This is a genomic window from Shewanella septentrionalis, from assembly GCF_025370265.1.
GTDB lineage: Bacteria > Pseudomonadota > Gammaproteobacteria > Enterobacterales > Shewanellaceae > Shewanella > Shewanella hafniensis.
Genome location: NZ_JAMTCC010000030.1, coordinates 46,959 through 68,412, shown reverse-complemented (window position 1 = coordinate 68,412; position 21,454 = coordinate 46,959). Strand labels below are relative to the sequence as shown.

19 protein-coding genes and 1 pseudogene are annotated in these 21,454 nt (G+C 45.0%); 12 read left to right on the top strand and 8 right to left on the bottom strand.

The window, feature by feature from the left end:
* Positions 1-2,334: 2,334 nt before the first annotated feature.
* Positions 2,335-3,843, bottom strand: a complete 1,509-nt coding sequence (locus tag NE536_RS16570) for an EAL domain-containing protein (RefSeq protein WP_261273377.1) — start codon at positions 3,841-3,843, stop codon at positions 2,335-2,337.
* A gap of 262 nt (positions 3,844-4,105) precedes the next feature.
* Positions 4,106-4,538: pseudogene (locus NE536_RS16565) on the bottom strand (IS3 family transposase); the annotation flags it as partial.
* Positions 4,539-4,823: 285 nt separating this feature from the next.
* Between NE536_RS16565 and NE536_RS16560 the strand changes: the two are divergent.
* The 3 genes from NE536_RS16560 (at position 4,824) to NE536_RS16550 (ending at position 7,434) form a co-directional block, all read left to right on the top strand.
* Positions 4,824-5,612, top strand: a complete 789-nt coding sequence (locus NE536_RS16560; protein WP_261273376.1) for a type IV toxin-antitoxin system AbiEi family antitoxin — start codon at positions 4,824-4,826, stop codon at positions 5,610-5,612.
* Positions 5,605-6,540, top strand: coding sequence for a nucleotidyl transferase AbiEii/AbiGii toxin family protein (locus NE536_RS16555; protein ID WP_012088992.1), 936 nt, complete (start codon positions 5,605-5,607; stop codon positions 6,538-6,540). Before NE536_RS16560 ends, NE536_RS16555 begins: the two co-directional genes overlap by 8 nt.
* Positions 6,541-6,990: 450 nt before the next feature.
* On the top strand, positions 6,991-7,434 hold the full coding sequence (locus NE536_RS16550; RefSeq protein ID WP_261273375.1) for a low molecular weight protein-tyrosine-phosphatase: 444 nt from the start codon (positions 6,991-6,993) through the stop codon (positions 7,432-7,434).
* A gap of 230 nt (positions 7,435-7,664) precedes the next feature.
* Here the strand turns inward: NE536_RS16550 and ylqF are convergent, their stop codons facing one another.
* Positions 7,665-8,606: a ribosome biogenesis GTPase YlqF gene (gene ylqF, locus NE536_RS16545; protein WP_220592779.1), complete on the bottom strand. Its 942-nt coding sequence runs from the start codon at positions 8,604-8,606 to the stop codon at positions 7,665-7,667.
* Between the two features lie 150 nt (positions 8,607-8,756).
* On the bottom strand, positions 8,757-9,596 hold the full coding sequence (locus NE536_RS16540; protein WP_106650318.1) for an isopenicillin N synthase family dioxygenase: 840 nt from the start codon (positions 9,594-9,596) through the stop codon (positions 8,757-8,759).
* A 393-nt stretch (positions 9,597-9,989) separates the two neighbouring features.
* On the opposite strand from NE536_RS16540, the gene NE536_RS16535 reads away from it, so the two are divergent.
* Positions 9,990-10,895: a bifunctional methionine sulfoxide reductase B/A protein gene (locus tag NE536_RS16535; RefSeq protein WP_261273374.1), complete on the top strand. Its 906-nt coding sequence runs from the start codon at positions 9,990-9,992 to the stop codon at positions 10,893-10,895.
* 96 nt (positions 10,896-10,991) lie between these two features.
* Here the strand turns inward: NE536_RS16535 and hemB are convergent, their stop codons facing one another.
* Positions 10,992-11,975 (bottom strand): porphobilinogen synthase, encoded by a 984-nt coding sequence (gene hemB / locus NE536_RS16530; RefSeq protein ID WP_261273373.1) that lies wholly within the window; start codon positions 11,973-11,975, stop codon positions 10,992-10,994.
* Positions 11,976-12,326: 351 nt separating this feature from the next.
* Here hemB and tsaB point away from each other — a divergent pair, with 351 nt between their 5' ends.
* The 7 genes from tsaB (at position 12,327) to rnd (ending at position 19,148) form a co-directional block, all read left to right on the top strand.
* On the top strand, positions 12,327-13,040 hold the full coding sequence (gene tsaB / locus NE536_RS16525) for a tRNA (adenosine(37)-N6)-threonylcarbamoyltransferase complex dimerization subunit type 1 TsaB (protein WP_259569879.1): 714 nt from the start codon (positions 12,327-12,329) through the stop codon (positions 13,038-13,040).
* Positions 13,041-13,146: 106 nt separating this feature from the next.
* Positions 13,147-13,461 carry a hypothetical protein gene (locus NE536_RS16520; RefSeq protein WP_006081355.1) on the top strand — a complete coding sequence of 105 codons (315 nt, stop codon included), beginning with the start codon at positions 13,147-13,149 and terminating at the stop codon, positions 13,459-13,461.
* On the top strand, positions 13,454-14,182 hold the full coding sequence (locus NE536_RS16515; RefSeq protein WP_261273372.1) for a M50 family metallopeptidase: 729 nt from the start codon (positions 13,454-13,456) through the stop codon (positions 14,180-14,182). The genes NE536_RS16520 and NE536_RS16515 overlap by 8 nt, the downstream gene beginning before the upstream one ends.
* Positions 14,183-14,392: 210 nt before the next feature.
* Entirely contained in the window at positions 14,393-15,205 is an 813-nt protein-coding gene (locus NE536_RS16510; protein ID WP_261273371.1) for a class I SAM-dependent methyltransferase, read from the top strand.
* A 21-nt stretch (positions 15,206-15,226) separates the two neighbouring features.
* Positions 15,227-16,093, top strand: coding sequence for an alpha/beta fold hydrolase (locus NE536_RS16505; RefSeq protein ID WP_261273370.1), 867 nt, complete (start codon positions 15,227-15,229; stop codon positions 16,091-16,093).
* A gap of 201 nt (positions 16,094-16,294) precedes the next feature.
* Positions 16,295-17,968, top strand: a complete 1,674-nt coding sequence (gene fadD / locus NE536_RS16500) for a long-chain-fatty-acid--CoA ligase FadD (protein ID WP_261273369.1) — start codon at positions 16,295-16,297, stop codon at positions 17,966-17,968.
* Positions 17,969-18,038: 70 nt separating this feature from the next.
* Positions 18,039-19,148, top strand: a complete 1,110-nt coding sequence (gene rnd / locus NE536_RS16495; RefSeq protein WP_261273368.1) for a ribonuclease D — start codon at positions 18,039-18,041, stop codon at positions 19,146-19,148.
* Positions 19,149-19,286: 138 nt separating this feature from the next.
* Here rnd and minE read toward each other — a convergent pair whose 3' ends face one another.
* Genes minE through minC form a run of 3 tightly spaced genes read right to left on the bottom strand, consistent with a single transcriptional unit; the run spans position 19,287 to position 21,049 of the window.
* The gene (gene minE / locus NE536_RS16490) at positions 19,287-19,544 is read right to left on the bottom strand and encodes a cell division topological specificity factor MinE (RefSeq protein ID WP_028760193.1); all 258 of its coding nucleotides are present in this window, start codon (positions 19,542-19,544) and stop codon (positions 19,287-19,289) included.
* A gap of 2 nt (positions 19,545-19,546) precedes the next feature.
* Complete coding sequence (gene minD, locus NE536_RS16485; RefSeq protein ID WP_006086391.1) at positions 19,547-20,356, bottom strand: septum site-determining protein MinD; 810 nt, start codon at positions 20,354-20,356, stop codon at positions 19,547-19,549.
* Positions 20,357-20,383: 27 nt separating this feature from the next.
* Positions 20,384-21,049 (bottom strand): septum site-determining protein MinC, encoded by a 666-nt coding sequence (gene minC, locus NE536_RS16480; RefSeq protein WP_106650327.1) that lies wholly within the window; start codon positions 21,047-21,049, stop codon positions 20,384-20,386.
* Positions 21,050-21,172: 123 nt separating this feature from the next.
* On the opposite strand from minC, the gene NE536_RS16475 reads away from it, so the two are divergent.
* Positions 21,173-21,451 carry a YcgL domain-containing protein gene (locus NE536_RS16475; RefSeq protein ID WP_006081364.1) on the top strand — a complete coding sequence of 93 codons (279 nt, stop codon included), beginning with the start codon at positions 21,173-21,175 and terminating at the stop codon, positions 21,449-21,451.
* Positions 21,452-21,454: the final 3 nt, after the last annotated feature.

The following is a 21,454-nucleotide window of genomic DNA, read 5'->3' as shown; positions in this document are numbered from 1 at the left end:
CAAGTCTGATTCAATGTAACGGTTTATCAAATCCCTCATGATCACACCTTACTCTTTGGTAGTCATTACATTATGTATCTCAAATTATCAGATAACAAATGCCTGAACTTCGAGCTGCGGCAAACTTTGGGTAGAAGTGGGTTAAAGCCATCTATCGGGTCTAATTGCATCGTGATTTGAATATTTACAGGTTAAGTTAAGACTAATCCAGTTCAATCGTGCGTTCGGTTTAACCTATTCTTAGACCACTTTTTTCACCTGCAGACGTGTCACTCGATCACCTTACGCTTCATACCATGTAGTCAGCTTTAACCAATCCCAATGAACTTCATGAGCTGTGGGCTGTAATACGTTAATGCCGGTGGTCGATGATGGCTGGTACCTCAGAGTGTTGTGGTTCTATGATCCTTCCGTGTTTACCTGCAGGTGTGTCCGCTAATCTCACGCCGGCTAATCGCTGGTTGAGATAACGGGATTGATAGGGTTTATATAGACGTGCTGTGCGACGATGACAAGTGAGAATTCTACACGTTTCCTTAGTCTCATTTGTTGCTAGAATGTTGTATTTCGATAGGGGCATTACACCATTAGGGTTCAACAGTGCTTCGATGCGGCCTAGATAATCCCTAGATCCCCTCAAAAAGTTGGGAGCACTCAAACCCATGCAGTAGTAGGGTTGCAGGCATATCGTTGCATCAACCCTTAAGGAGGATGCAACGGCGAGCTTTTGTTGCTTTTGTGTTAACGCTTGAGGGCGTGAAGGGTAGGGCAAAAGGTGAGTTTTTTGGCTGTTTTGGGTGAATTGATGGCGCTCAAATGGATCCTTCTATTCGGCTCACGGTTTCGGTCGTTGCCTCATCCTGCTTGGGGGCTATCCGCTCGCCGTTTTGGGTCATGAAAAGCAGGCAAAGTGGGATGATCTGCACACTGTTTCTGAGTGATTGAACGCGTTTTTAGGCTCATGCTGCCTTAGCTTGAATTGTTATTGATATGTTTTAATTCAATGAGTGTTGTTCAGTGTGTTGCACCAATATGGTTCAACCGTTTTTCGATGCGGCCTAGATAATCCCTAGATAGCCTCAAAAAGTTGGGAGCACTCTAGCCCATGCAGCAGTAAGGCTACAGACGAGTCATTGCATCAACCCTAGTGGAGGATGCAATAGCGCGTATTTGTTGCTTTAGTGTTAATTGTTGGCGATGGGGTGAAGAGGGTAAAAGCCAAGGTTTTAGACGGTTTTAGGTGAATAGCTGCTGTCTAGGCCTAGGCTCATTTTAACCGAGTGTCACTTTACCTATATTAGTCATCATGCATGGATAGAAAGGGAGCGATGATCATGTGCAATTATGATGAATTTAGATTTTCAGATGGGCGGATTTTGTGTCTCGCCGATACTCACGGTTTGATTGAAGGCGAACGCGACACCTTATGGTGATGAGAATCACTCTCAACTCGATGTAGATGCGAACCATTATCATCACGGGTCCTTCTGGCGCGGTTGATTGCGGGGGCGGCGACACGCAGTGCTTCACTACATATGAGGATTTTAGAGGGCTTGGTTGTTGTTTTATTAGCGGGCTTTTAAGGGGCGTTCATAATTTTGAACGCTATATATGGTGTTGATTATAAATAATTATTTTCGTTACTTTCTCAGAGGGACAAAATTTAGGTATGCTCGGATATACCAACTTCAACAGATCGATTTTGTGATCCTTTGATCTTTGTTGAATGGGCCGATATTTTGCCTCTATGGGTAAGCGAGTCACTATAAAGTGGAGAACAGTGAGGGGGGAGAAACCTACTTTTAGTCTGATTACATCAGAGCATCGCCGCCTAGGCTCATCGATTCGTCCCAGCTTTATCCCAAAATCACTTAACTGATAACTAAATCATTCAAAATCTGCTAACCGGTTAGTACAGCATATGGTTACTGTGATTGTATACAGTGTTCTGATGGGCGTATTCTTCTTTTTATTCCAGTCTCTGCGCATGCTGGGATGAGTGTTTTTGAGACACATGCAGATGAGCTTAAGTCTTGACGAGCTACTCGTGCTGCATCGAGTTAGTTTGCAAGGTCACTAGCATATTATTGGGTAGATAAGACCACAGTTGCTAGTGGTGATAAAAAGCTTAACTCACCCGTGCTCATATCGGGATGCGACCTGTTTATAGAGATGAGTTGACGACAGCGAAAAGCAGCCTGCCTTATGGGTTCTCAACTAAAAGTGTCCAGTTTGGGTTGACCAGAACAGTATGCAGATCAAGAATAAAATGACCCACTAATCCTATGGCATTTCACATTAACAAGGGCTCCTAAGAGCCCTTGTCTTTATGCATTATGAATGATTATGGTAATAATTTAATAACTGATCCAAGGGTAAGGGCCTAGCGTACAAATAGCCTTGATGTATGTATACCCCTTTGGCGGCGAGATAGTCTGCTTGCTCTTGCGTCTCGACACCTTCAGCGATCATCTCCATATTTGCTTCCTGTCCGAAGGCAATAATAGAATCAAGTACAGGAGCCTTTAAATCTTGAGTGCCAATGGTATCAATAAACATTTTATCGATTTTGATACTGTTAATACCAAGCTGTTGTAAATAACTAAAACCACCAAATCCAGTACCAAAATCGTCCAATTTAAAATCATGACATTGGGGGGCGACAGCATTGATTTCAGTGAGTGCCAATTCAAAAAAAGTAATAGGCTTGCGCTCTGTTAACTCGAATGAAATTCGCTTCACACGTTTATCTTGATGGGATTTTAGCCACTCACTGAGTAAGCCAGCCTCTAAATGCTGCGCCACAACATTCACGCTAACCCATCCCTTAAGTCTAGTTAAATCCCGATAAACCTGCTCTAGCAAGCTTTCGGTTATTGATAAGATTAAGCCCGAATCTTCGGCATAGGGAATAAACTGATTAGGTTGTACTAATGTCCCATCAAACCTACGCCAACGTACTAACATCTCTTGACCAACGACTTGCCCAGTTCGGCAATCGACAACGACTTGATAGTAAGGAATAAACTCTTTACGTTTTAATCCCTTCTGGATCAGAGTATCTGTCGAAACCCTTGCTGATATCCAGTTCCAATATAAGATCACTGCAACTATGGCCAACAATAGGGCAATGATTAACAATGACATACCTGTTTTTAGCCCAATATCCTTATACAGCTTATCCCCTGCCTGGAGGACAAAATCTGCATTAAGCCATGTGTCGTGTCGAGATTGTTCAATAAAAATCTGTTGTTGACTTAAGGCTTCGACGCCTCGCGTCAACGGTTTTAGGTCACTATAGGTAATTTGTAACTGGTAGCAATCGGAACATAGCTTTGATAACAGGTCGTTATATACGGAGCTGTTGGTTAATACGACTAATTTATGCTCGCCTAACGGAAACATAAACATCAAATTTCGAGAGCGATCATCGGTCGCCATTGTCGTGGCAATACTTATCGATTTATCGCCGATTAACTGTACATAATGCTGATCAATTTTATAATTCACAGCAGGGCCAATATTTGAACATTTAGTCCCATTGGCTAATTCTAGCTGAATAAACCTTACCATAGTAGGGCTTAATAATGAGCTATTTAGCTGAACAATATCCGCTTCTGAGCAAGTAAATGACAAATTGCTAAAACCATCTAAGTTTTTGAAGTTTTCAATGTTTCCGGAAAACGACCGGCTGATCGCATTGAGATCTTCAGTCACTTTCTGTTTCATTAAGGATGAAGTTAACCAAGGGTAAATTAAGGCTGCAATGAACAGAGGAAATAGAAACAATAACGCTGTATGTAACCAGCGATTAAAACACCAACCCGGATAAATCCATTTCATACTATTGCACTCACTCATGTTAACCCATGCCATTTTGGCAATACATAAATCTATTTAAAACTAGCCCTATCATTCTAATCGAATTAAATATCTGTTCATTCAGAGCGTTGAAGCCCGCCCTTTGAGAGCCACACAGGCATCCAACTCCGTTATTGCATTGACTTAAAAGGGAATGACCATTTCTTCGTCAATGCGCCTTAGATTGAAATGCCTGTGAGGCTCTGAACAGATTAGATATTTAATGTGATTCCTCATAGTACATTGAGCTTTTATTTAGCATCAGTAAAGCGGCTGCTTCAGTTTAAGGCTTTCTCCTTATAATTTAATTATCTTTTCAAGGATTTGATTTCAGCTTTGTCCGCTTTAGCCTGCAGCTTAATGGTTTTTGCCTGCACTTCACTGGTTTGAAAACCCGCCAAACAGTCAAGTTTTCACTGCTGAACTTGTTCGCAAAACAAGCCTTTTTCTCGACAATACTGACTAATTTCAGCTTCCGACATTGGCGCTGTTTCAATGATAACAGCAAGCTTAGTTTCAGCTGACCAATCATCGGTTGTTAATGTTTTACCTGGCACGGGGCGACTTTCCTTTTTGGCTTTATCTCGGCAATGATACAAGGTTTGCACTGCCATACTTTCTTCTCGTGCAACCTTTACGACAGTTAAATTGTGGGGTGGTAATAATTTTTTAAATATTGTGTCTTTACGTTCTTGTCAATACTGAGCCATGTGATTCTTTGTTACCGATCCCTGTCTTTATAAAATAGTGATTTTTAAGGGGGTGAGAACTATTCTGACACAGGGGGGCCTAACTGCGATTCAGCTGGATGTTTAAGTCTGCCAGAACCGATGCTTTTCTCATTTAGTCAGTTTACATTTTTAGGTAAAATCGTACTTTAGGTGCTATTTAATTGCAATTTTTAAACCACGTTCCTATACTCAGTTTAATTTATTAAATATTTTGGTACTTATGGTGCAACTATGTCATCAAAAATAAACTGGCTGATTAATCATACGAGTCCTGGTGCGGTAGTGCTTCAGTCGTGGTTGACACAAAATGAGATCAGCTCATCTTTGGTGAGAAAATATGTGCAGAGTGGTTGGCTGTACAAGATTAGTGCGGGGGTTTACGTTCGTCCTGAGTCAACAGGCAAGTTACAGCCTCATTGGGTTGAAGCGCTCAAGGCTGTGAATGAGCAGCTAAAGCTTCCTGTTCACCTTGCGGGAGTCAGTAGCCTAACACATCAAGGGCTTAGTCATTATCTTCAACTAAGCAGCGAGCAAGTTTGGGTTGGCTGTCAAAGTAAGCTGCCGTTGCCAAAGTGGTTCCGCGAATTGGAAGAGCAAAACTGGCTTTTTTATACCAGTAGCAAGCTGACCCAAACGTTGGAAAAAGACTTTATTACTATAGGGGTGAACAATAGGGAAGTTAAGGCAAGTTGTGCGGAGCTTGCGGCCTATGAAGTCGTCAATGCCATTGGCAAACATATCAGTTTTGAGCATGCCGCGGAGCTGTTTCAAGGGTTAGTGAATCTCAGCCCACGTAAAATACAGTCAATACTGAATCGAAGTGAAGCCGTACAAGCTAATCGCGTATTTCTCTTTTTAGGCCACTACTATCAACACCAGTGGAGCAAAAGGCTAGATGAGCAGCAAATCACGCTCGGTGCGGGAAAGCGTCAGGTGGTGGCTCATGGCCGTTACGATGGGCGGTATCAAATAACAGTGCCGGCATCGTTTATTAAGACAGAAGAAAATCAATATGAATAAGTCATCGATATACTACCAGCAAGTGACCTTGCTTATTCGGATGCTGCCGCTCGTCGCCCAAGAGAAGGTATTTGCTCTAAAGGGCGGTACGGCTATCAACCTATTTGTACGCAACTTCCCACGCTTATCGGTCGATATCGATTTGGCTTATCTTCCTTTGGAGCCAAGGGAACAAGCGCTACAAAGTGTGAAGGAAGCGCTTGGTCGTTTGACTGCGCAGATCAATCTACAACCGAACCTTAGTGCAGTATTTCAAGACAATAAATATGATGAGCTCAGGGTCGTCGTGACAAGTGATAGAGTGACAATAAAAATTGAAGTCTCTCCTGTTGCGAGAGGTACGCTACACAAAGCGGTATTAATGCCAGTCGTTGAGTTAGTTGAAGAAGAATTTGGGTACGCAGAGATCCCCGTCGTAAGCCTGCCTGATCTATACGGTGGTAAGTTATGTGCAGCGATGGATAGACAGCACCCAAGGGATCTTTTCGATGTTAAAATGCTGCTGGCGGAAGAGGGGATCACTCGAGAGATTTTAGTCGGCTTTCTCACTTATACACTTAGCCATCCAAGGCCTATTAATGAAGTGATGTCTCCACGCTGGAAACCGCTTGATGAAAGCTTTCAAACTGAATTCAATGGAATGACGACAAAGCCGATTAAACTCGATGAGCTTATTTTAACTCGCTCAGAAATGCTGACAGCGTTGCAGCATCACTTTACTGCAAAAGACAGAGACTTTTTATTATCCTTTAAACAGGGTCAGCCTGATTGGTCATTGTTTGATGAACCGAGCGTCGCGGCACTACCTGCGGTGAGATGGAAGCTATTGAATATCCAAAACCTAGCGAAAAACAAATCCAAGCATCAAGAACAACTCATTAAACTGGCTGATGTATTGGAAACGTGGGTTGCAGGTCGGATACTGTAATGTGCAGTGTATTGCCGATTTTATCTGATAGTTCGCTGTTTGTGGGCGTTACTTTGGTTCGACTGATTATTGGACCGTCTCTATTCAGCTGCAGGATACTTCCAAAAAGTGATTTTCTTGAAAATAAAAAATAATTTCAAATAGTTCTACATAAATTGCCACAGGGTATTAAACACTACCGTGATGGCTGGAGCATCTGCGCCATTGCCAGTGTCACTCTCGGCGATAACATAGCAGGGTGCAAGGAACAGCATAGACTTACTACTTATTGAAGTAGAGGTCCAGTTTTGCATCTAGAAGGTGCGTTATTCACACTTTCTCTCTCCAAAACCCAAAATAAGTAATTGATTAAAATAGCATTTAAATTTGTTCAATGTTCTCTACAAAAACACCTCAAATAGCAATTAATTAATTGATTTTATTGCAATTTATCTTGTTTATTGTGTTTGCATGGGCAATATCTGCCGCTCACCGACAGCACAAGCTGTGTGCCGCTTTAAGGTTGCGCAGCGTAGGCTCAATATTGAGGTGGACTCTGCGGGGACTATTGGTTATCACCAAGGGGATACGCCTGACCGCCGTGCTATGACGGCGGGGGAAAAGCGGGGTTTTAGTTTCGATGGAATGCGGGCTCGGCAGGTTGTGGATGCCGACTTTGAACATTTTGATTTAATTTTGGCGGCGGATAAGGCCAATTTAGCGGATTTGCTTAGTCGTTGTCCGCTTGAGTATCAGTACAAGTTACAGTTAATGCTCTCTTATGCGGATACGCAAGTCACGGAAGTGCCGGACCCTTACTATGGTGGCGAGCAGGGCTTTGAACTGGTGTTGGATTTATTAGAGCAGAGTATGGATGCCTTGCTTGATAGGTTGACCTCTGGTGCGCAAAAGTAGTTGCGAGTGGCTGTGTTTGTTAACGCGACATCTTCGTTTATGAAAATAAAAAGCCAACATATTCAATATGCTGGCTTAAATGTTACGCTTGATGAATTAGCTTACTAAGCTTGAATATCAACGCCATTAGCGTCTTAACTTAAATACACTCTAAGCGTTATTTTCAATGCTTGCAGAGATAGTAAGATAACTTGCCGTGATGACTAAGCGTGATGACTACGCGTAATGAGTTAGTCGTTATGGCGCTTACCAGAACGCTTCAATCTTTCTGCTGCGAGTTTGGCTTCTTTTATTGCTTCCTTCTCTGCCATGATGCGGGCGACTTCAATCTTCTCAAGCTCGGCCATCGCAGGCGTTTCTAACGAGAGGAGGCCGATTTTTCCTGAGCGGTATTCATGCAGCAATAACTCAGATGCCTTGTGCATATCAATGCGACCACCGGGGCGCAGCGCACCACGTTTGCGGCCGATTTCTTCGAGAAGTGCGACATCATCCTTGGGTAATTCACTTAAGTTGTAGCGTTCACAAATCTCTTTTGGATAAGCGGTTAAGAAATACTTAGCGGCGAACAGGGCTACATCTTCATATTCCATCGCGGTATCTTTAATGGCACCCGTGACGGCGAGGCGATAGCTGCTCGCTTCGTTATCCACTTTGGGCCACAAAATCCCTGGGGTGTCCGAGAGTACGATACCGTTACGTAAATTGATCCTTTGCTGGGTTTTGGTCACCGCAGGTTCGTTACCTGTTTTGGCGATAACACGGCCTGCTAAGGTGTTGATGATGGTGGATTTTCCGACGTTGGGGATCCCCATGATCATAGTGCGAATGTCTTTTTCGGTTTTATCGCGACTCGGCACTAACTTACGGCAGATATCTGGGATCTTTTTCACCATTGCCGCTTGCAGTGTGGTGATCGCGGTGGCTTTTACGCCTTGTTCGCGTTCTAAGTATTCAATCCATTGCGCAGTGATCTCTGGATCTGCCAGATCAGATTTATTGAGCAGTTTGATACAAGGTTTGTCGCCTCGAAGCTGAGCCACCATGGGGTTTTCGCTACTGTAGGGAATACGCGCGTCCAGCACTTCGATAACAAGATCGACCTGAGGCATTGCCTCCTCAATCTCTTTGCGTGCCTTGTGCATATGCCCTGGATACCACTGAATTGCCATGATAACGCCTTGTCCTAAATAACTTAAAGAATGGCTATTCTACCTTGAAGGTGGCGAATGTCATAAAAAAAGCGCCCTAAGGCGCTTTAATCGCTTAATCCTTGACTGTCTATTGCGATTGTCACTTTGATTAATAGGCGGTATTAAGGGTTAAATAACCCCTAGTTCGCGCAGTCTTTCCATCAAATAACTGTCGGCGGTATAACGCTCAGACAGCACGACAGCAGGGTTTGGATGCAAAAATAACGGCAAAGAGATCCGTGGTTTGGTTTTATCCGTACCTTCAGGATTGATGACGCGGTGTGACGTCGATGGGAAATAACCGCCAGACGCTTCCTGTAGCATGTCACCGATATTGATAATAATGCTGCCAAAATCGCTGGGGACATCTAACCAAGTGCCATCTTTGGCTTTCACTTGTAACCCAGGCTCATTGGCCGCAGGTAACACTGTGATAAGGTTGATATCTTCGTGGGCGGCGGCGCGAATGGCGCCCATTTCTTCACTGCCCGTCATCGGTGGGTAATGCAGAATACGCAGTAAGGTTTTTTGACTGTTGGCGATCATTTCTGGCAATGGCATCGAAAACTTGGCTTTTACGTCTTCGGGTGAGTAGGTTTCAATCCACTCTAAAAGTTCTGAAGCCAGCGCATTGGCTTTGTCGTAATAGGCGAGAATATTGGCACGCAGTGAATCGGGGATCCGCCCCCAAGGATAAACGTGATAATACTCTTTAATGTCTTTGACTGTGTTGCCTTTGGCCGTTTCAGAAATCGATGCGGGGAAGAAACCGTCGTGGGTTTCCTTTTTAAACATGTAGTCGTTTTTGGCTTCTGAGTTAAAAAAGGCTTGCCACTCGGTGTAGATGTCTTCAACTAAGCGCTTATCAATCGGATGATTAGATAAAACACCAAAGCCAGTTTCTCTAAGTGATTCAACGAATTGCTGGGCACTGTTTTCAGCGCGGTAATCAATGGTTTCTAATTTCATTGTGGTTTCTACTTGTTATATTTAGTTGTAATTTGACCCGCTGCAAGTGTAGCCGTGCGCTTGAGCGGGTGCAAATACTCCGCGAGGGTGAGTGAGAGCAACTGCTGTATTTTCCATCATTTATGTTGTCGCTTAATGCGCACTGATTTAAATGCTTAGATTAGGACTGACTTAAGTGGCAAGATTTTAGCCGTTAAACCCGTTAGTATGGGTTATTGGATGTGTTGTGATTAGATTTGTTGTGATTGGGATGATGTCAGCCGCATTTTGAAGCTGAGCGCAAGAAATCTTGCTTGGAGTAGGTCTTATATTCACTTTTTATGGCTCAGCTCCTTAATCAACTGAATGAAGAGTATCAAAATAGACAACGACGTGAGTCGAAAGGGCATTAATATGAACAAACTGACCGATTTTGAACGCTATGTTATCGAAGAAAAAGGCACTGAACGCCCATTTAGTGGTGAGTATTATGATCATGATGCCAAGGGTTTGTATTTATGCAAAAAATGCCATGCGCCCTTGTACCGCTCTGAGCATAAATTTAATGCCCATTGTGGCTGGCCTGCCTTCGATGATGAAATTGCCGGCGCTGTAACGCGCCATGTCGACGCCGATGGCCGCAGAACCGAAATTGTCTGTAGCCAGTGTGGTGGTCACTTAGGCCATGTTTTTGAAGGTGAGATGCTAACTGCCAACAATATTCGTCACTGTGTTAACTCCGTTTCTATGGTTTTTAAAGGGATGGATGATGCTGTTGAACCAGCATCGAACAGCTTTGCGACTTTTGGCGCTGGGTGTTTTTGGTGCGTCGAGGCGATTTTTAAAAGCCTCAAAGGCGTGGTGAACGTCACTTCTGGCTATGCCGGCGGTGATGCCCATGATGCCGATTATAAATCCGTTTGCTCGGGTCAAACTGGCCATGCAGAGGTGGTGCATATTGAGTTCAACCCAGAGGAAATTGATTTTACGACGCTATTGCAGGTCTTTTTTGAGAGTCATGATCCGACCACGCTCAATCGTCAAGGCAATGATAAGGGGCCACAATATCGCTCTCTGGTGTTTGCCCATAATGCCGAGCAGATTGAGCAAACCACTGCTATGTTGACTCAGTTAGCGGCGGCTAAGGTTTTTGATGCGCCTATTGTGACCCAAGTGTCAGCACTTGAGACGTTTTATCCCGCTGAAAATTATCACAATGATTACTTTGCTTTACACGGTGAGCAACCTTATTGTCAGATGGTCGTGCGCCCTAAAGTCGAAAAAGTGAAAGCCTTGTTTGCACGATTGCAAAAAGCTTAAGCAATTCAGCGCAGGATGCTAAATACAAAAACGCCACCGATAAAGGTGGCGTTTTTGTAGATTTTTTAATGTCCGCAACGGTAGTTACCGAGGGAACTATCTACTCTCGGTTAACCACTGGGCATATTGTTTGGTGTAATAGCTGACAATCAAATCCGCTCCGGCCCGCTTTAAGCCAACAAATGTTTCAGTCACCACTGCACGCTCATCCAACGCACCTGCAAGGGCGGCAAACTTGATGCCTGCATATTCGCCGCCGACTTGATAGGCGGCGAGTGGCAAGTGGGTTTCTTGTCTTAAACGGCTTAACACATCTAAGTAGGGCGTACCGGGTTTAACCATCAGAATATCGGCGCCTTCGGCTTCATCTAATGAGGCTTCTAACAGGGCTTGGCGACCGTTGGCATAATCAAGCTGATATCCCTTGCGGTTACCACTGAGTTCACAATCGACTGCCGCTCTGAAGGGACCGTAGAAGGAAGAGGCGAATTTTGCCGAGTGGGCCAGAATCGCCACATGCTCAAAACCTGCGGCATCGAGCCCTTGGCGAATGGCTTTCACTTGACCGTCCATCATGGCCGATGGTGCTAACATGTCAGCGCCCGCTTTGGCGGCAGTCACCGATTGCTTAACTAAATTTTCGACGGTGAGGTCGTTGCAGACTTCATTATTGTGAACTACGCCGCAATGGCCGTGATCTGTGTATTCACAAAAACAAATGTCGGGGATCACCATCATCTCTGGCACGGCGGCTTTAATGGTGCGCACCATGCGGGCGAGCAAGCCATTGTCATCCCACGTGTCGCTGCCTTTATCATCCTTAGTGTGCGAAATCCCAAAGGGCATTACATAGCGGATCCCGAGGGCGTAAAGTTCGCGCACTTCATCCGCCAGTGCAGTCTCAGGTAAGCGGCTGATACCTGGTAGCGTGGAGATAGGCACTGCGTGGGTGATGTGCTCTTCAATGAACAGGGGATGGATGAGATCGCTTAACGAAATATGGGTTTCGCGCAGCAGATCGCGCATCGCTTCTGAACTACGTAAGCGTCTTAGGCGACGCAATGGAGGCGTGTTTAACATGAAATATCCTTATCGAAGGCGGGTTAATGCAATCGTACAATAGTAAAGGAATGGCAAGGAATGAATTCAATCCAGACTTGTCTGCTCTGACAAGCAAAGTTGAAAAAGTTTCCCCAAGTTAGCGGTATTCATTAATGAGTTTATCGATCATTGACTTAGATCACATAAATCCATGAAGTCCTAATTTGCTAATGGATATCATGCGGGCGCTATTTTAGCTGACTTGCTTGCTTAGCCCTTTGTTTTCGGGCATTTGATGTTATTATTTGCGCCAGTTTACTCATGGCATATTCGCACAATACCGAAATGGTCAACTTGATGCGAAATCTTGCCCGCTAATCCGGTTTTGAAATGACAATAACACACGAACACTCTGCTTGTATTCTTGCCTTAGACACTTGTACCGAATCCTGCTCAGCTGCGCTGCAATATCAAGGTCAGATTTATGCTGAACTTGCCGATGCGCCGCGTGAACACAGCCAGCGTCTGTTGCCTATGGTCGATTCAGTGCTCAAACAAGCGGGCATTAGCTTAGATAAAGTGGCGGCGATTGCCTATGGTCGAGGTCCTGGCAGTTTTACGGGGATCCGTATTTGCACTAGCATGACCCAAGGTCTGGCACTGGGGTTAGATTTGCCTGTGATTGGTATTTCAACTTTAGCGGCAATGGCACAAATGGCCATTAGCGAGCATCAAGCCGAGCAAGTGCTGTGTGCCATTGATGCGCGCATGGGTGAAGTGTATTGGGGGCAGTTTGTGGCCGTCGATGGTATTGCGACATTAGTCGGTAAAGAAGTGGTCAGTGCGCCTGCCAACGTACAACTTCAGCTTGATACTCAAGCGCCCATTGTGGCTTGCGGCACAGGTTTTGATGCTTATCCTGATTTACTGGCACTCGGCAAAGGGATTTTAGCTCTCGACGCCGTGAAATATCCCGATGCAAGGGCTATGCTGATATTGGCTGAGACAGGTATCAAAGCAGGGCTAACAACCTCGGTCGATGAGCTTGAACCTGTGTATTTACGTGATACAGTCACATGGAAAAAGTTACCCGGTCGTGAATAAGCTGTTCTTTGCCTGAGTATCTGCGATAGAATCTCAGGCAATTAATGCTAAGCATTCTTTACGATGAATGGCTTAACGATGAATAGTGCAAACTTAAGGCTTCTTGATGCAAGTTAATGTGAATCAAATGAGTTTGACGAATGCTGTAGCGAGTAATAGACCCGCTATCGCTCAGGGGCTAACCGCACCTGAATCGTCACGCCCAGTGATTGAGCAAGATGCTGTCGAAGCCCTTAGTTTAGAAACCCAGCCTAAAAGTAAAAGCGCAGCGGGAAATTTACAGTCAAGGCTCGGCGCCCACCTAGAGTATGAGCAAGACACGCGTGGCCATCAGGGGGCGATAGCCCAATATTTACAAACCCAACATGCCGCCAAACGCGATGAAATTCAGCAAATGGTTGGCGTGGACTTGTATGCTTGAACATCAACAAAAGCCTACCCGTTCTACCTCGCGATTTTCCTCTTCTAAATTAACAGGTTTAGCCGCCAGCGGTGTGCCAAGCCGTGGCTTGTTTATTATCGAGCTGGTGGTGGCGTTACTCATCACTCGCATTCCCTATTTAAGCGTGCCGTTTAAATGGCTTGAAAGTTATTTCCATGAATTGTCCCACGGCATTGCGACGATATTAAGCTCGGGTGTGGTTAGCCATATTCAATTGTTTCCTAACGGCGCAGGCTTTTGTTTTAGCCAAGGCGGTTCGCCGATGTTGATTGGCTTTGCTGGGTATTTTGGCGCGGCCTGTTGGGGATATTTAATCTACTTGCTCGCGACTTGGCCAAAAGGGATCCGCGTGAGCTTTGCCTTGCTGGGCGCTTTAGTGGTGCTAAGCGGCTTGCTTTGGGGCAGAGATATTCTCACGCTGGCGATTCTAGCCGTACTCACTATTATTTTGTTGTTACCGCTTAAACTCAGTCAAAACAAAATGTTGACCCAGTTTTTGCGTATTATCGGTTTGATGATCATGCTTAATGCGCTGGCAAGTCCAACTGTGTTGCTCGGGCTTGATGGCCAAGGTGATGCGGTGATGTTGGCCGAACGTTCTTGGATCCCCGCGTGGATTTGGGTGGGACTTTGGTTATTAACCAGTGCCTGCGCCTTGTATTTTGCGTGGCGCCGTGTGGATAACGCTGCGAGTCGCTAATCATCAAGGTCATTTAATACCTCAGGCGTATTGTGTTTCCTCTGGCTTTTTTCCGCTTTGCGCTTTATTGGTTTAGCTAAAGGTGAATTGACTCATCACTTTGAGCCATAACCACTTATGTCACTCAAACCTAGGTTTTACGACTTCTATTCCTTGGATTTTTGGCCATTGGCTGCTAGCTTATGCCTTCGGTATCCATGGAGAATTACAATGAAAAAAGTCACCTTAGTTGCCAGTCTACTGCTTGCTGGTTTATGTTCGAGTGTTACCTACGCCGATGAAAGTTTAGATAAAGTCTTAAAAAGCGATTTTCGTCAGGCTAAAAATGCCAGCCGTGACGTTTATCGTCATCCCGCTGAAACCTTAAGTTTTTTTGGCATTACCCCAACACAAACTGTGATTGAACTCTGGCCAGGTAATGGTTGGTATAGCGAAATATTAGGGCCTTATTTAGCCAAAGAAGGCCAATATATCGCCGCCAGTTTCGAAACCGCTCCCGCGACGGATACACCCGGAAATCGCTATCGCGCCAACGCTGGTACTAAGTATGCTGCGTGGATGACGGCCAATAAAGACGTCATGGGCAATGCAAAGATTGTTACCTTCGATCCTCCACAAAAGATGGATTTAGGCGCCGATGGCAGTGCCGATCTGGTATTAACCTTCCGTAATCTTCATAACTGGGCATCGACAGATCAGTTGGAAAACGTGTTTGCCGCATCTTATAAAGTGTTGAAAGACGGCGGTATCTTTGGCGTGGTAGAGCATAGAGCCAACGAAGGAATGAACTTCAGCACTGGCTATATGGACCAAGCGGCCATGGTTGCTTTAGCCAAAAAAGCCGGTTTCACCTTAGTTGAAAGCGCCGAAATCAATGCGAACCCCAAAGATACTAAGGATTATGCCAAAGGTGTTTGGACGCTACCGCCCTCTTTTGCTTTGGGTGACACGGATAAGGAAAAATACCAAGCGATCGGTGAAAGTGATCGTATGACACTCAAATTTGTCAAAAAATCATCTTAATCACCTGACATCAGAGGCATTATGTGGCAATCTCTCGCCCCCCAAAATCAAATCGAATTTGCATTACCTCATATTAAGGTCGCAGGCCGATTATGGGGGGCGAAGGATAAACCTTTACTGCTGGCCTTACATGGCTGGTTAGATAATGCCAACAGTTTTGAACCCTTAGCTGCGCATTTACTCGATTATCAAGTGCTCGCGATTGATTGGCCTGGACATGGCTTTTCGGCGCACCGGCCGGGGCATTACCCGCTGCATTGGATTGATTACTTGTATGATTTGGATGCGCTATTAACGGCATTACCGCAAAAGCCTGTGGCCATGGTGGGGCATTCGCTCGGTGGCATTATTGCCTCTGCATATACGGCGACCTTCCCTGAAAAGGTCAACAAGCTGGTATTGATTGAAGCGTTAAGTCCCTTATCAGAATCGCCAACGCAAGCGAAAGCACGACTAAGGAAAAGCTTCTATCAACACGAGAAGTATTTAACCCAGAAACATGGGCAGGCAAAAATTTACGACAGCATAGAGACTGCAGTGCGGGCGAGGGCGCATTTAACAGGACTTGCCGAACCTTGGTGTCGGCTATTGCTCGAGCGTAATATGCAGCCCGAAGGTGAGGGCATAGGTTGGCGCAGTGATCCTCGATTGAGATTAGATTCACCCCAAAGGCTAACCTTCGCTCAAGTTGATGCATTAATGCAGGACATCAATATTGAAACCTTATTAGTGTGTGGCAAACAGGGATTTAGCCAGTTGCAGACCGCCATACCTAAGGCGCGAACCTGGTTCAAACACTTGTCTGAACACATAATAGAGGGCGATCACCATGTGCACATGGACAATGCCGAAGGTGTCGCGCGCTTGATCCGCGAATTCGTTAAATAGGGTGCTTTTACTGCCCTAAAAAAGACGCTAGGTTTTTTGTTTTTTTTATGTGATGATGATCAAAATTAAAACGCTCGTATGATTTATGACGAGTCAATCAATAACTATAAAATGTAAGCCGGTATTTTAACTCGGTATTTATCGAGTCTTGACGCTTGTATGGATATTGTTTCCGCAGTTGTGGGGATTTAGGAGAGAGTAGTGGATCAGCCTTGGATTAATCATTTGCCAAAAGATGTGCCTGCTGAAATTAATGTGGAGCAGTACTCATCGCTTGTTGATATGTTCGAAACAGCGGTGGCTAAGTATGAAGACCAACCTGCATTTATCAACATGGGTGCCACGCTAACCTATCGTAAATTGGAAGAACGCAGCCGTGCATTCGCCGCGTATCTACAAAATGAATTAAAGCTTGAAAAGGGCGATCGTGTCGCCTTAATGATGCCAAACCTGTTGCAATACCCGATTGCACTGTTTGGGGTTTTACGTGCCGGTATGGTGGTCGTTAACGTTAACCCGCTATATACCCCGCGCGAACTTAAACATCAGTTGATTGACTCGGGCGCCAAAGCCATCGTTGTAGTGTCAAACTTCGCCCGCACCTTAGAAGAAGTGGTCGAACAAACGCCCGTTGAAAGCGTCATTATCACCAGTTTAGGTGATCAATTAAGTGCACCAAAACGCACCTTAGTGAACTTTGTGGTGAAGTACATTAAGAAGCTCGTCCCTAAATACGACTTACCCCACGCACTATCTATGCGCGACACCTTATCAACTGGTCGCCGCATGCAATACATCAAGCCTGAAGTCACTAACGACGACTTAGCATTTTTGCAATATACAGGCGGCACAACTGGGGTGTCTAAAGGGGCGATGTTGACCCATGGCAATATAGTCGCCAACGTATTGCAGGCCGATGGCGCTTATTCGCCCGCCTTAAACGATGGCAGCGAGTTTGTGGTAACGGCCTTGCCGCTGTATCACATCTTCGCATTGACTGTGAATTGCCTGCTGTTTTTGCACAAAGGCAGCCAGAACTTACTCATCACCAATCCCCGTGATATCCCAGGATTTGTGGCCGAGTTGAAAAAGTATCCTTTCACTGCATTGACTGGGGTAAACACCTTATTTAACGCGTTAGTGAACAGTGATGATTTTTCCCAGTTGGATTTTTCGCGCTTAAAACTCTCTATCGGTGGCGGCATGGCGGTACAAAAAGCCGTCGCGGATAAATGGCAAGCCATCACTAAGACCCGTTTACTCGAAGGTTATGGTCTGACGGAAGCCTCACCTCTATTAACCTGTTGCCCATATAATTTAGATGGTTACAACGGTTCAATTGGTTTCCCTGCACCTTCGACACTCATTCAAATCCGTAATGATGACGGCAAGGTATTAGCCCAAGGCGAAACTGGCGAGCTGTTTGGTAAAGGCCCGCAAGTGATGAAAGGCTATTGGCAACGTCCTGAAGAAACCGCCAAAGTGATCGATACTGACGGCTGGTTAGCCACGGGCGATATTGGTTACATGGATGAGAAAGGGTTCTTCTATATTGTCGATCGTAAGAAGGACATGATCTTAGTCTCAGGCTTTAACGTGTTCCCTAACGAAGTCGAAGAAGTGGTTGCACTGCATCCTAAAGTGATTGAAGTGGCCGCAGTTGGGGTGCCAAACGACGCCAGTGGTGAGTTAGTGAAGGTATTTGTGGTGGCAAAAGATAAATCTTTAACCGCTGAAGACATCATTAAGCACTGCCGTATTCATTTAACGGGATATAAAGTACCGAAGCTGGTAGAATTTAGGGACGAGTTACCTAAAACCAACGTGGGTAAGATCTTGCGACGAGAGCTTAGAGACGAAGCTAAGCGAGCGTAAGATTGAAGCCGGCATTTGCCGGCTTTTGTTTTTATGGACTGTGATTGACCCACAGGATCTGGAGAAGAATTTGTCAGCGTTTCAATATGTGAGTGATGAAGCAAGCCTTAATGCCCTCATTGCCCAATATAAACAGAGTAAGATACTCGTGTTAGATACCGAGTTTGTTCGTACTCGTACTTATTATGCCAAGTTAGGTTTGATCCAAGCCTATGATGGTAAAACCTTAGCTTTGATTGATCCTGTGGCTTTACCTGATTTAGCCCAGTTTTGGGCGCTGTTATCGGACCCGAATATCGTTAAGCTAGTGCATTCCTGCAGTGAAGACTTAGAAGTGTTTGCCCACTATGGCAAATGTCAGCCTACGCCTTTGTTTGATAGTCAAATTGCCGCCTCTTTGTGTGGTATGGGCCACGGTGTGGGTTATGCCAAGTTAGTAGAAACTTGCCTGGGTGAAGTGATTGATAAAGGCGAGTCGCGTACCGATTGGATCCGCCGCCCGTTAACGGAAGCACAGTTAAGTTACGCCGCTAATGACGTCTTGTACTTGTATCAGCTCTATCCTCAACTTAAAGCGAAACTCAGCGCCCAAGGGCGTTTAGCTTGGTTATACGAGGAAGGGGAAAGGATGACCCAGGGCAGGCTTGCCGATCCTGATCTCGACACGGCCTATTTGAAAGTGAAAAATACTTTCCAACTGACTGAAATCCAATTGGCTTACCTTAAAGTGCTAGCCAAGTGGCGTCTTGAAAAAGCCTTAGTGCGTGATTTAGCTCTAGGTTTTGTGGTCAAAGATCATGGTCTTATCGCATTGGCGAAGAAGCAACCTAAATCCTCGGCCGACTTGTTTAAGCTCAATGATTTGACTGAGCAAGAAAAACGTATCCACGGTAAAGATCTATTACGTGTGCTACAAACCGCTGATTTGGTCAATTTACCCGAGTTAGTGGATGTGCTGGCGTTGAAGTCGGGTTACAAATCGGCCTTTAAGGCGATAAAAAGCTGCTTAGTTGAGTTGTGCGAACAGCATGATGTGCCACAGGAAATGCTCGGCTCTAAACGTCATATCCATGAGTTTTTGCAATGGCGTTGGGATAAGCAACAAGGGGATTTACCCGCGGTGTTATGCGGATGGCGAGGCGAGATTGCCGCTGAGTCCCTAGCTAAGCTTGAGGTCTAAGGCTTTTAATCTAGTATTTAAATCTTGCGCGTGAAGTCTTGTACTTTATGCGCAGTATTTGAAACTTATCGATAGCCGAAAAACAGCCAACAAAAAGCGTCATCTTCTTCAGAAGATGACGCTTTTTGCGTAATCGACTTATCTGTCAGGCAATGTGACGTTAAGTTCGAGTACCGACAGGTTCGCGTCGTTTTGATCTAACTGCACAGAAACTTGATCATCAGAAATCGGCACATATTTGCGAATAACGGCAATGATCTCTTGTTTCATCTGTGGGAAATAATCGGGAGTGTCCCTTTGTCCACGTTGATGAGCCACAATGATCTGTAGGCGCTCTTTAGCCATTACCGCAGTGCTAGGCTTTTTCTTGCTTTTGAAATAGTCGAGTAAAGACATAATTAGCTACCAAATATCCGTTGTAAGAAACCTTTCTTTTCTTCCGTAATAAAGCGTACTGGGACATCTTCGCCCAGTAAACGTGCAACTGTGTCACTGTAGGCTAAACCTGCATCACTTTCTTGATCGATAATCACAGGCACGCCTGAGTTAGAGGCTTTGAGTACCGATTGTGATTCAGGGATCACGCCCAGTAATTCAATGGCCAGAATTTCTTGAACATCATCAACACTCAACATTTCGCCCGATTTTACACGGCTCGGTGAATAGCGAGTCAGCAGTAAGTATTCTTTGATTGGCTCAAGGTTTAGCTCGGCGCGGCGTGATTTGCTCTGCAGCATCCCTAAAATACGGTCTGAGTCGCGTACTGAACTGACTTCTGGGTTCGTGGTCACAATGGCGATATCGGCAAAATACAGTGCCATCATAGCGCCTTGCTCAATCCCCGCAGGTGAATCACACAGAATAAACTCAAAGTCTTTGGCTAAATCGTCTAGAACACGGCCAACGCCTTCTTTGGTCAGCGCATCTTTATCACGGGTCTGTGAAGCGGGTAAAACGAATAACTTGTCGCAGCGTTTATCTTTGATCAGCGCTTGATTTAAATTGGCTTCACCATTGATCACATTAACGAAGTCATAAACAACACGACGCTCACAACCCATGATCAAGTCTAAATTCCGTAAACCAATATCGAAATCGATAACGACTGTCTTGTGTCCTTGCATGGCAAGACCAGTCGCAATTGCAGCACTCGATGTGGTTTTACCTACGCCGCCTTTACCTGAAGTGACAACAATAATTTGTGCCATGTTTCTCTCTATCCTTTGTTCTGCCATTTAGAGGGGCAATGATTCAACCATAAGTGACTCACCGTTTAGGCGAATGCAGCCACTTTTATCTGAGCTATGTTGTTGTAGATTTTCAGCGAGCCAATATTGCCCTGCTATTGAAACGAGTTCGGCTTCCAGAGAGTGGGCTATGATGACGGCGCTGGTATCGCCCGCCGCGCCTGCCATGGCTTTCCCTCGTAATGCGCCATAGATATGAATGCTACCATCTGCGATGACTTCTGCGCCATTGCCTACCGCACCAAATATGATTAAATCACCATTTTTTGCGTAGACTTGTTGGCCTGAACGAATATTTTGCTTCACTATTTTAGTTTGGCGAGGTGCTGGCGGTGGCGTACTGCTCTGTTTTCCGGCTTTAACTATGGCAAGGCCTAAGTCTTTGGCCTGTTTACTGAGTACGGTTGTCGCGCCCGTTATGCCAACAATCACTAATTGACGTGAGATCAGCAGATCCTTTAACGCACTTAAATTTAAGCTGTCGTGTTGGATCGCACTCAGATTGACGACTAAAGGAGCACCCAGAAAAAACTGAGGAGCTTGTGCCAACTTACTGTCTAATTCAGTCATGACAGCTTGTAAATCGCTGCTATTAATATGAAGCACTGAAAGAGTAAAAGAAGCGCCTTTTAACTCTAAGCTAGGTTTTGACATCCCGGCACTATTCTCCAGAAATCATCAGTCGGTTCGCTGATTTTACAATTAAATTACTAGGCGACCATGTTATAGTGTGCCCCATTGACTGGCAAGTTTGAACTATTGGATATTTGTACTCTTATGCTATGTGCTGTTTATAAAAGTAGCCGAAAGGCTGATACTTATTTATTTGTGAAGAAAAGAGATTGTTTTGATGATGTTCCAGCGCCTTTGATGGAAATGTTCGGCGTGCCAAAGCTGGTGATGGTGTTTCCTATTGCGAAACGTGATGCGTTAGGCATGGCAGATATTCAAAAGGTAAGAGCTGCGATGGAGGAAAACGGCTTTTATTTACAAATTCCACCACCTCAGGTGAATTTATTGGCAGAGCATAAACTCAGTCTTGGGATCAAAGATTAAGCC

Excerpts from the sequence above, each read along its gene's own strand:
- NE536_RS16510 (WP_261273371.1), top strand. The coding sequence starts at position 14,393 with ATGAAAAAAGTCACCTTAGTTGCCAGTCTACTGCTTGCTGGTTTATGT.
- NE536_RS16505 (WP_261273370.1), top strand. The coding sequence starts at position 15,227 with ATGTGGCAATCTCTCGCCCCCCAAAATCAAATCGAATTTGCATTACCT.
- NE536_RS16520 (WP_006081355.1), top strand. The coding sequence starts at position 13,147 with ATGCAAGTTAATGTGAATCAAATGAGTTTGACGAATGCTGTAGCGAGT.
- minD (WP_006086391.1), bottom strand. The coding sequence starts at position 20,356 with ATGGCACAAATTATTGTTGTCACTTCAGGTAAAGGCGGCGTAGGTAAA.
- NE536_RS16550 (WP_261273375.1), top strand. The coding sequence starts at position 6,991 with ATGGGCAATATCTGCCGCTCACCGACAGCACAAGCTGTGTGCCGCTTT.
- NE536_RS16535 (WP_261273374.1), top strand. The coding sequence starts at position 9,990 with ATGAACAAACTGACCGATTTTGAACGCTATGTTATCGAAGAAAAAGGC.
- NE536_RS16475 (WP_006081364.1), top strand. The coding sequence starts at position 21,173 with ATGCTATGTGCTGTTTATAAAAGTAGCCGAAAGGCTGATACTTATTTA.
- NE536_RS16560 (WP_261273376.1), top strand. The coding sequence starts at position 4,824 with ATGTCATCAAAAATAAACTGGCTGATTAATCATACGAGTCCTGGTGCG.
- minE (WP_028760193.1), bottom strand. The coding sequence starts at position 19,544 with ATGTCTTTACTCGACTATTTCAAAAGCAAGAAAAAGCCTAGCACTGCG.
- tsaB (WP_259569879.1), top strand. The coding sequence starts at position 12,327 with ATGACAATAACACACGAACACTCTGCTTGTATTCTTGCCTTAGACACT.
- NE536_RS16570 (WP_261273377.1), bottom strand. The coding sequence starts at position 3,843 with ATGAAATGGATTTATCCGGGTTGGTGTTTTAATCGCTGGTTACATACA.
- minC (WP_106650327.1), bottom strand. The coding sequence starts at position 21,049 with ATGTCAAAACCTAGCTTAGAGTTAAAAGGCGCTTCTTTTACTCTTTCA.
- NE536_RS16515 (WP_261273372.1), top strand. The coding sequence starts at position 13,454 with ATGCTTGAACATCAACAAAAGCCTACCCGTTCTACCTCGCGATTTTCC.
- ylqF (WP_220592779.1), bottom strand. The coding sequence starts at position 8,606 with ATGGCAATTCAGTGGTATCCAGGGCATATGCACAAGGCACGCAAAGAG.
- hemB (WP_261273373.1), bottom strand. The coding sequence starts at position 11,975 with ATGTTAAACACGCCTCCATTGCGTCGCCTAAGACGCTTACGTAGTTCA.
- NE536_RS16540 (WP_106650318.1), bottom strand. The coding sequence starts at position 9,596 with ATGAAATTAGAAACCATTGATTACCGCGCTGAAAACAGTGCCCAGCAA.
- NE536_RS16555 (WP_012088992.1), top strand. The coding sequence starts at position 5,605 with ATGAATAAGTCATCGATATACTACCAGCAAGTGACCTTGCTTATTCGG.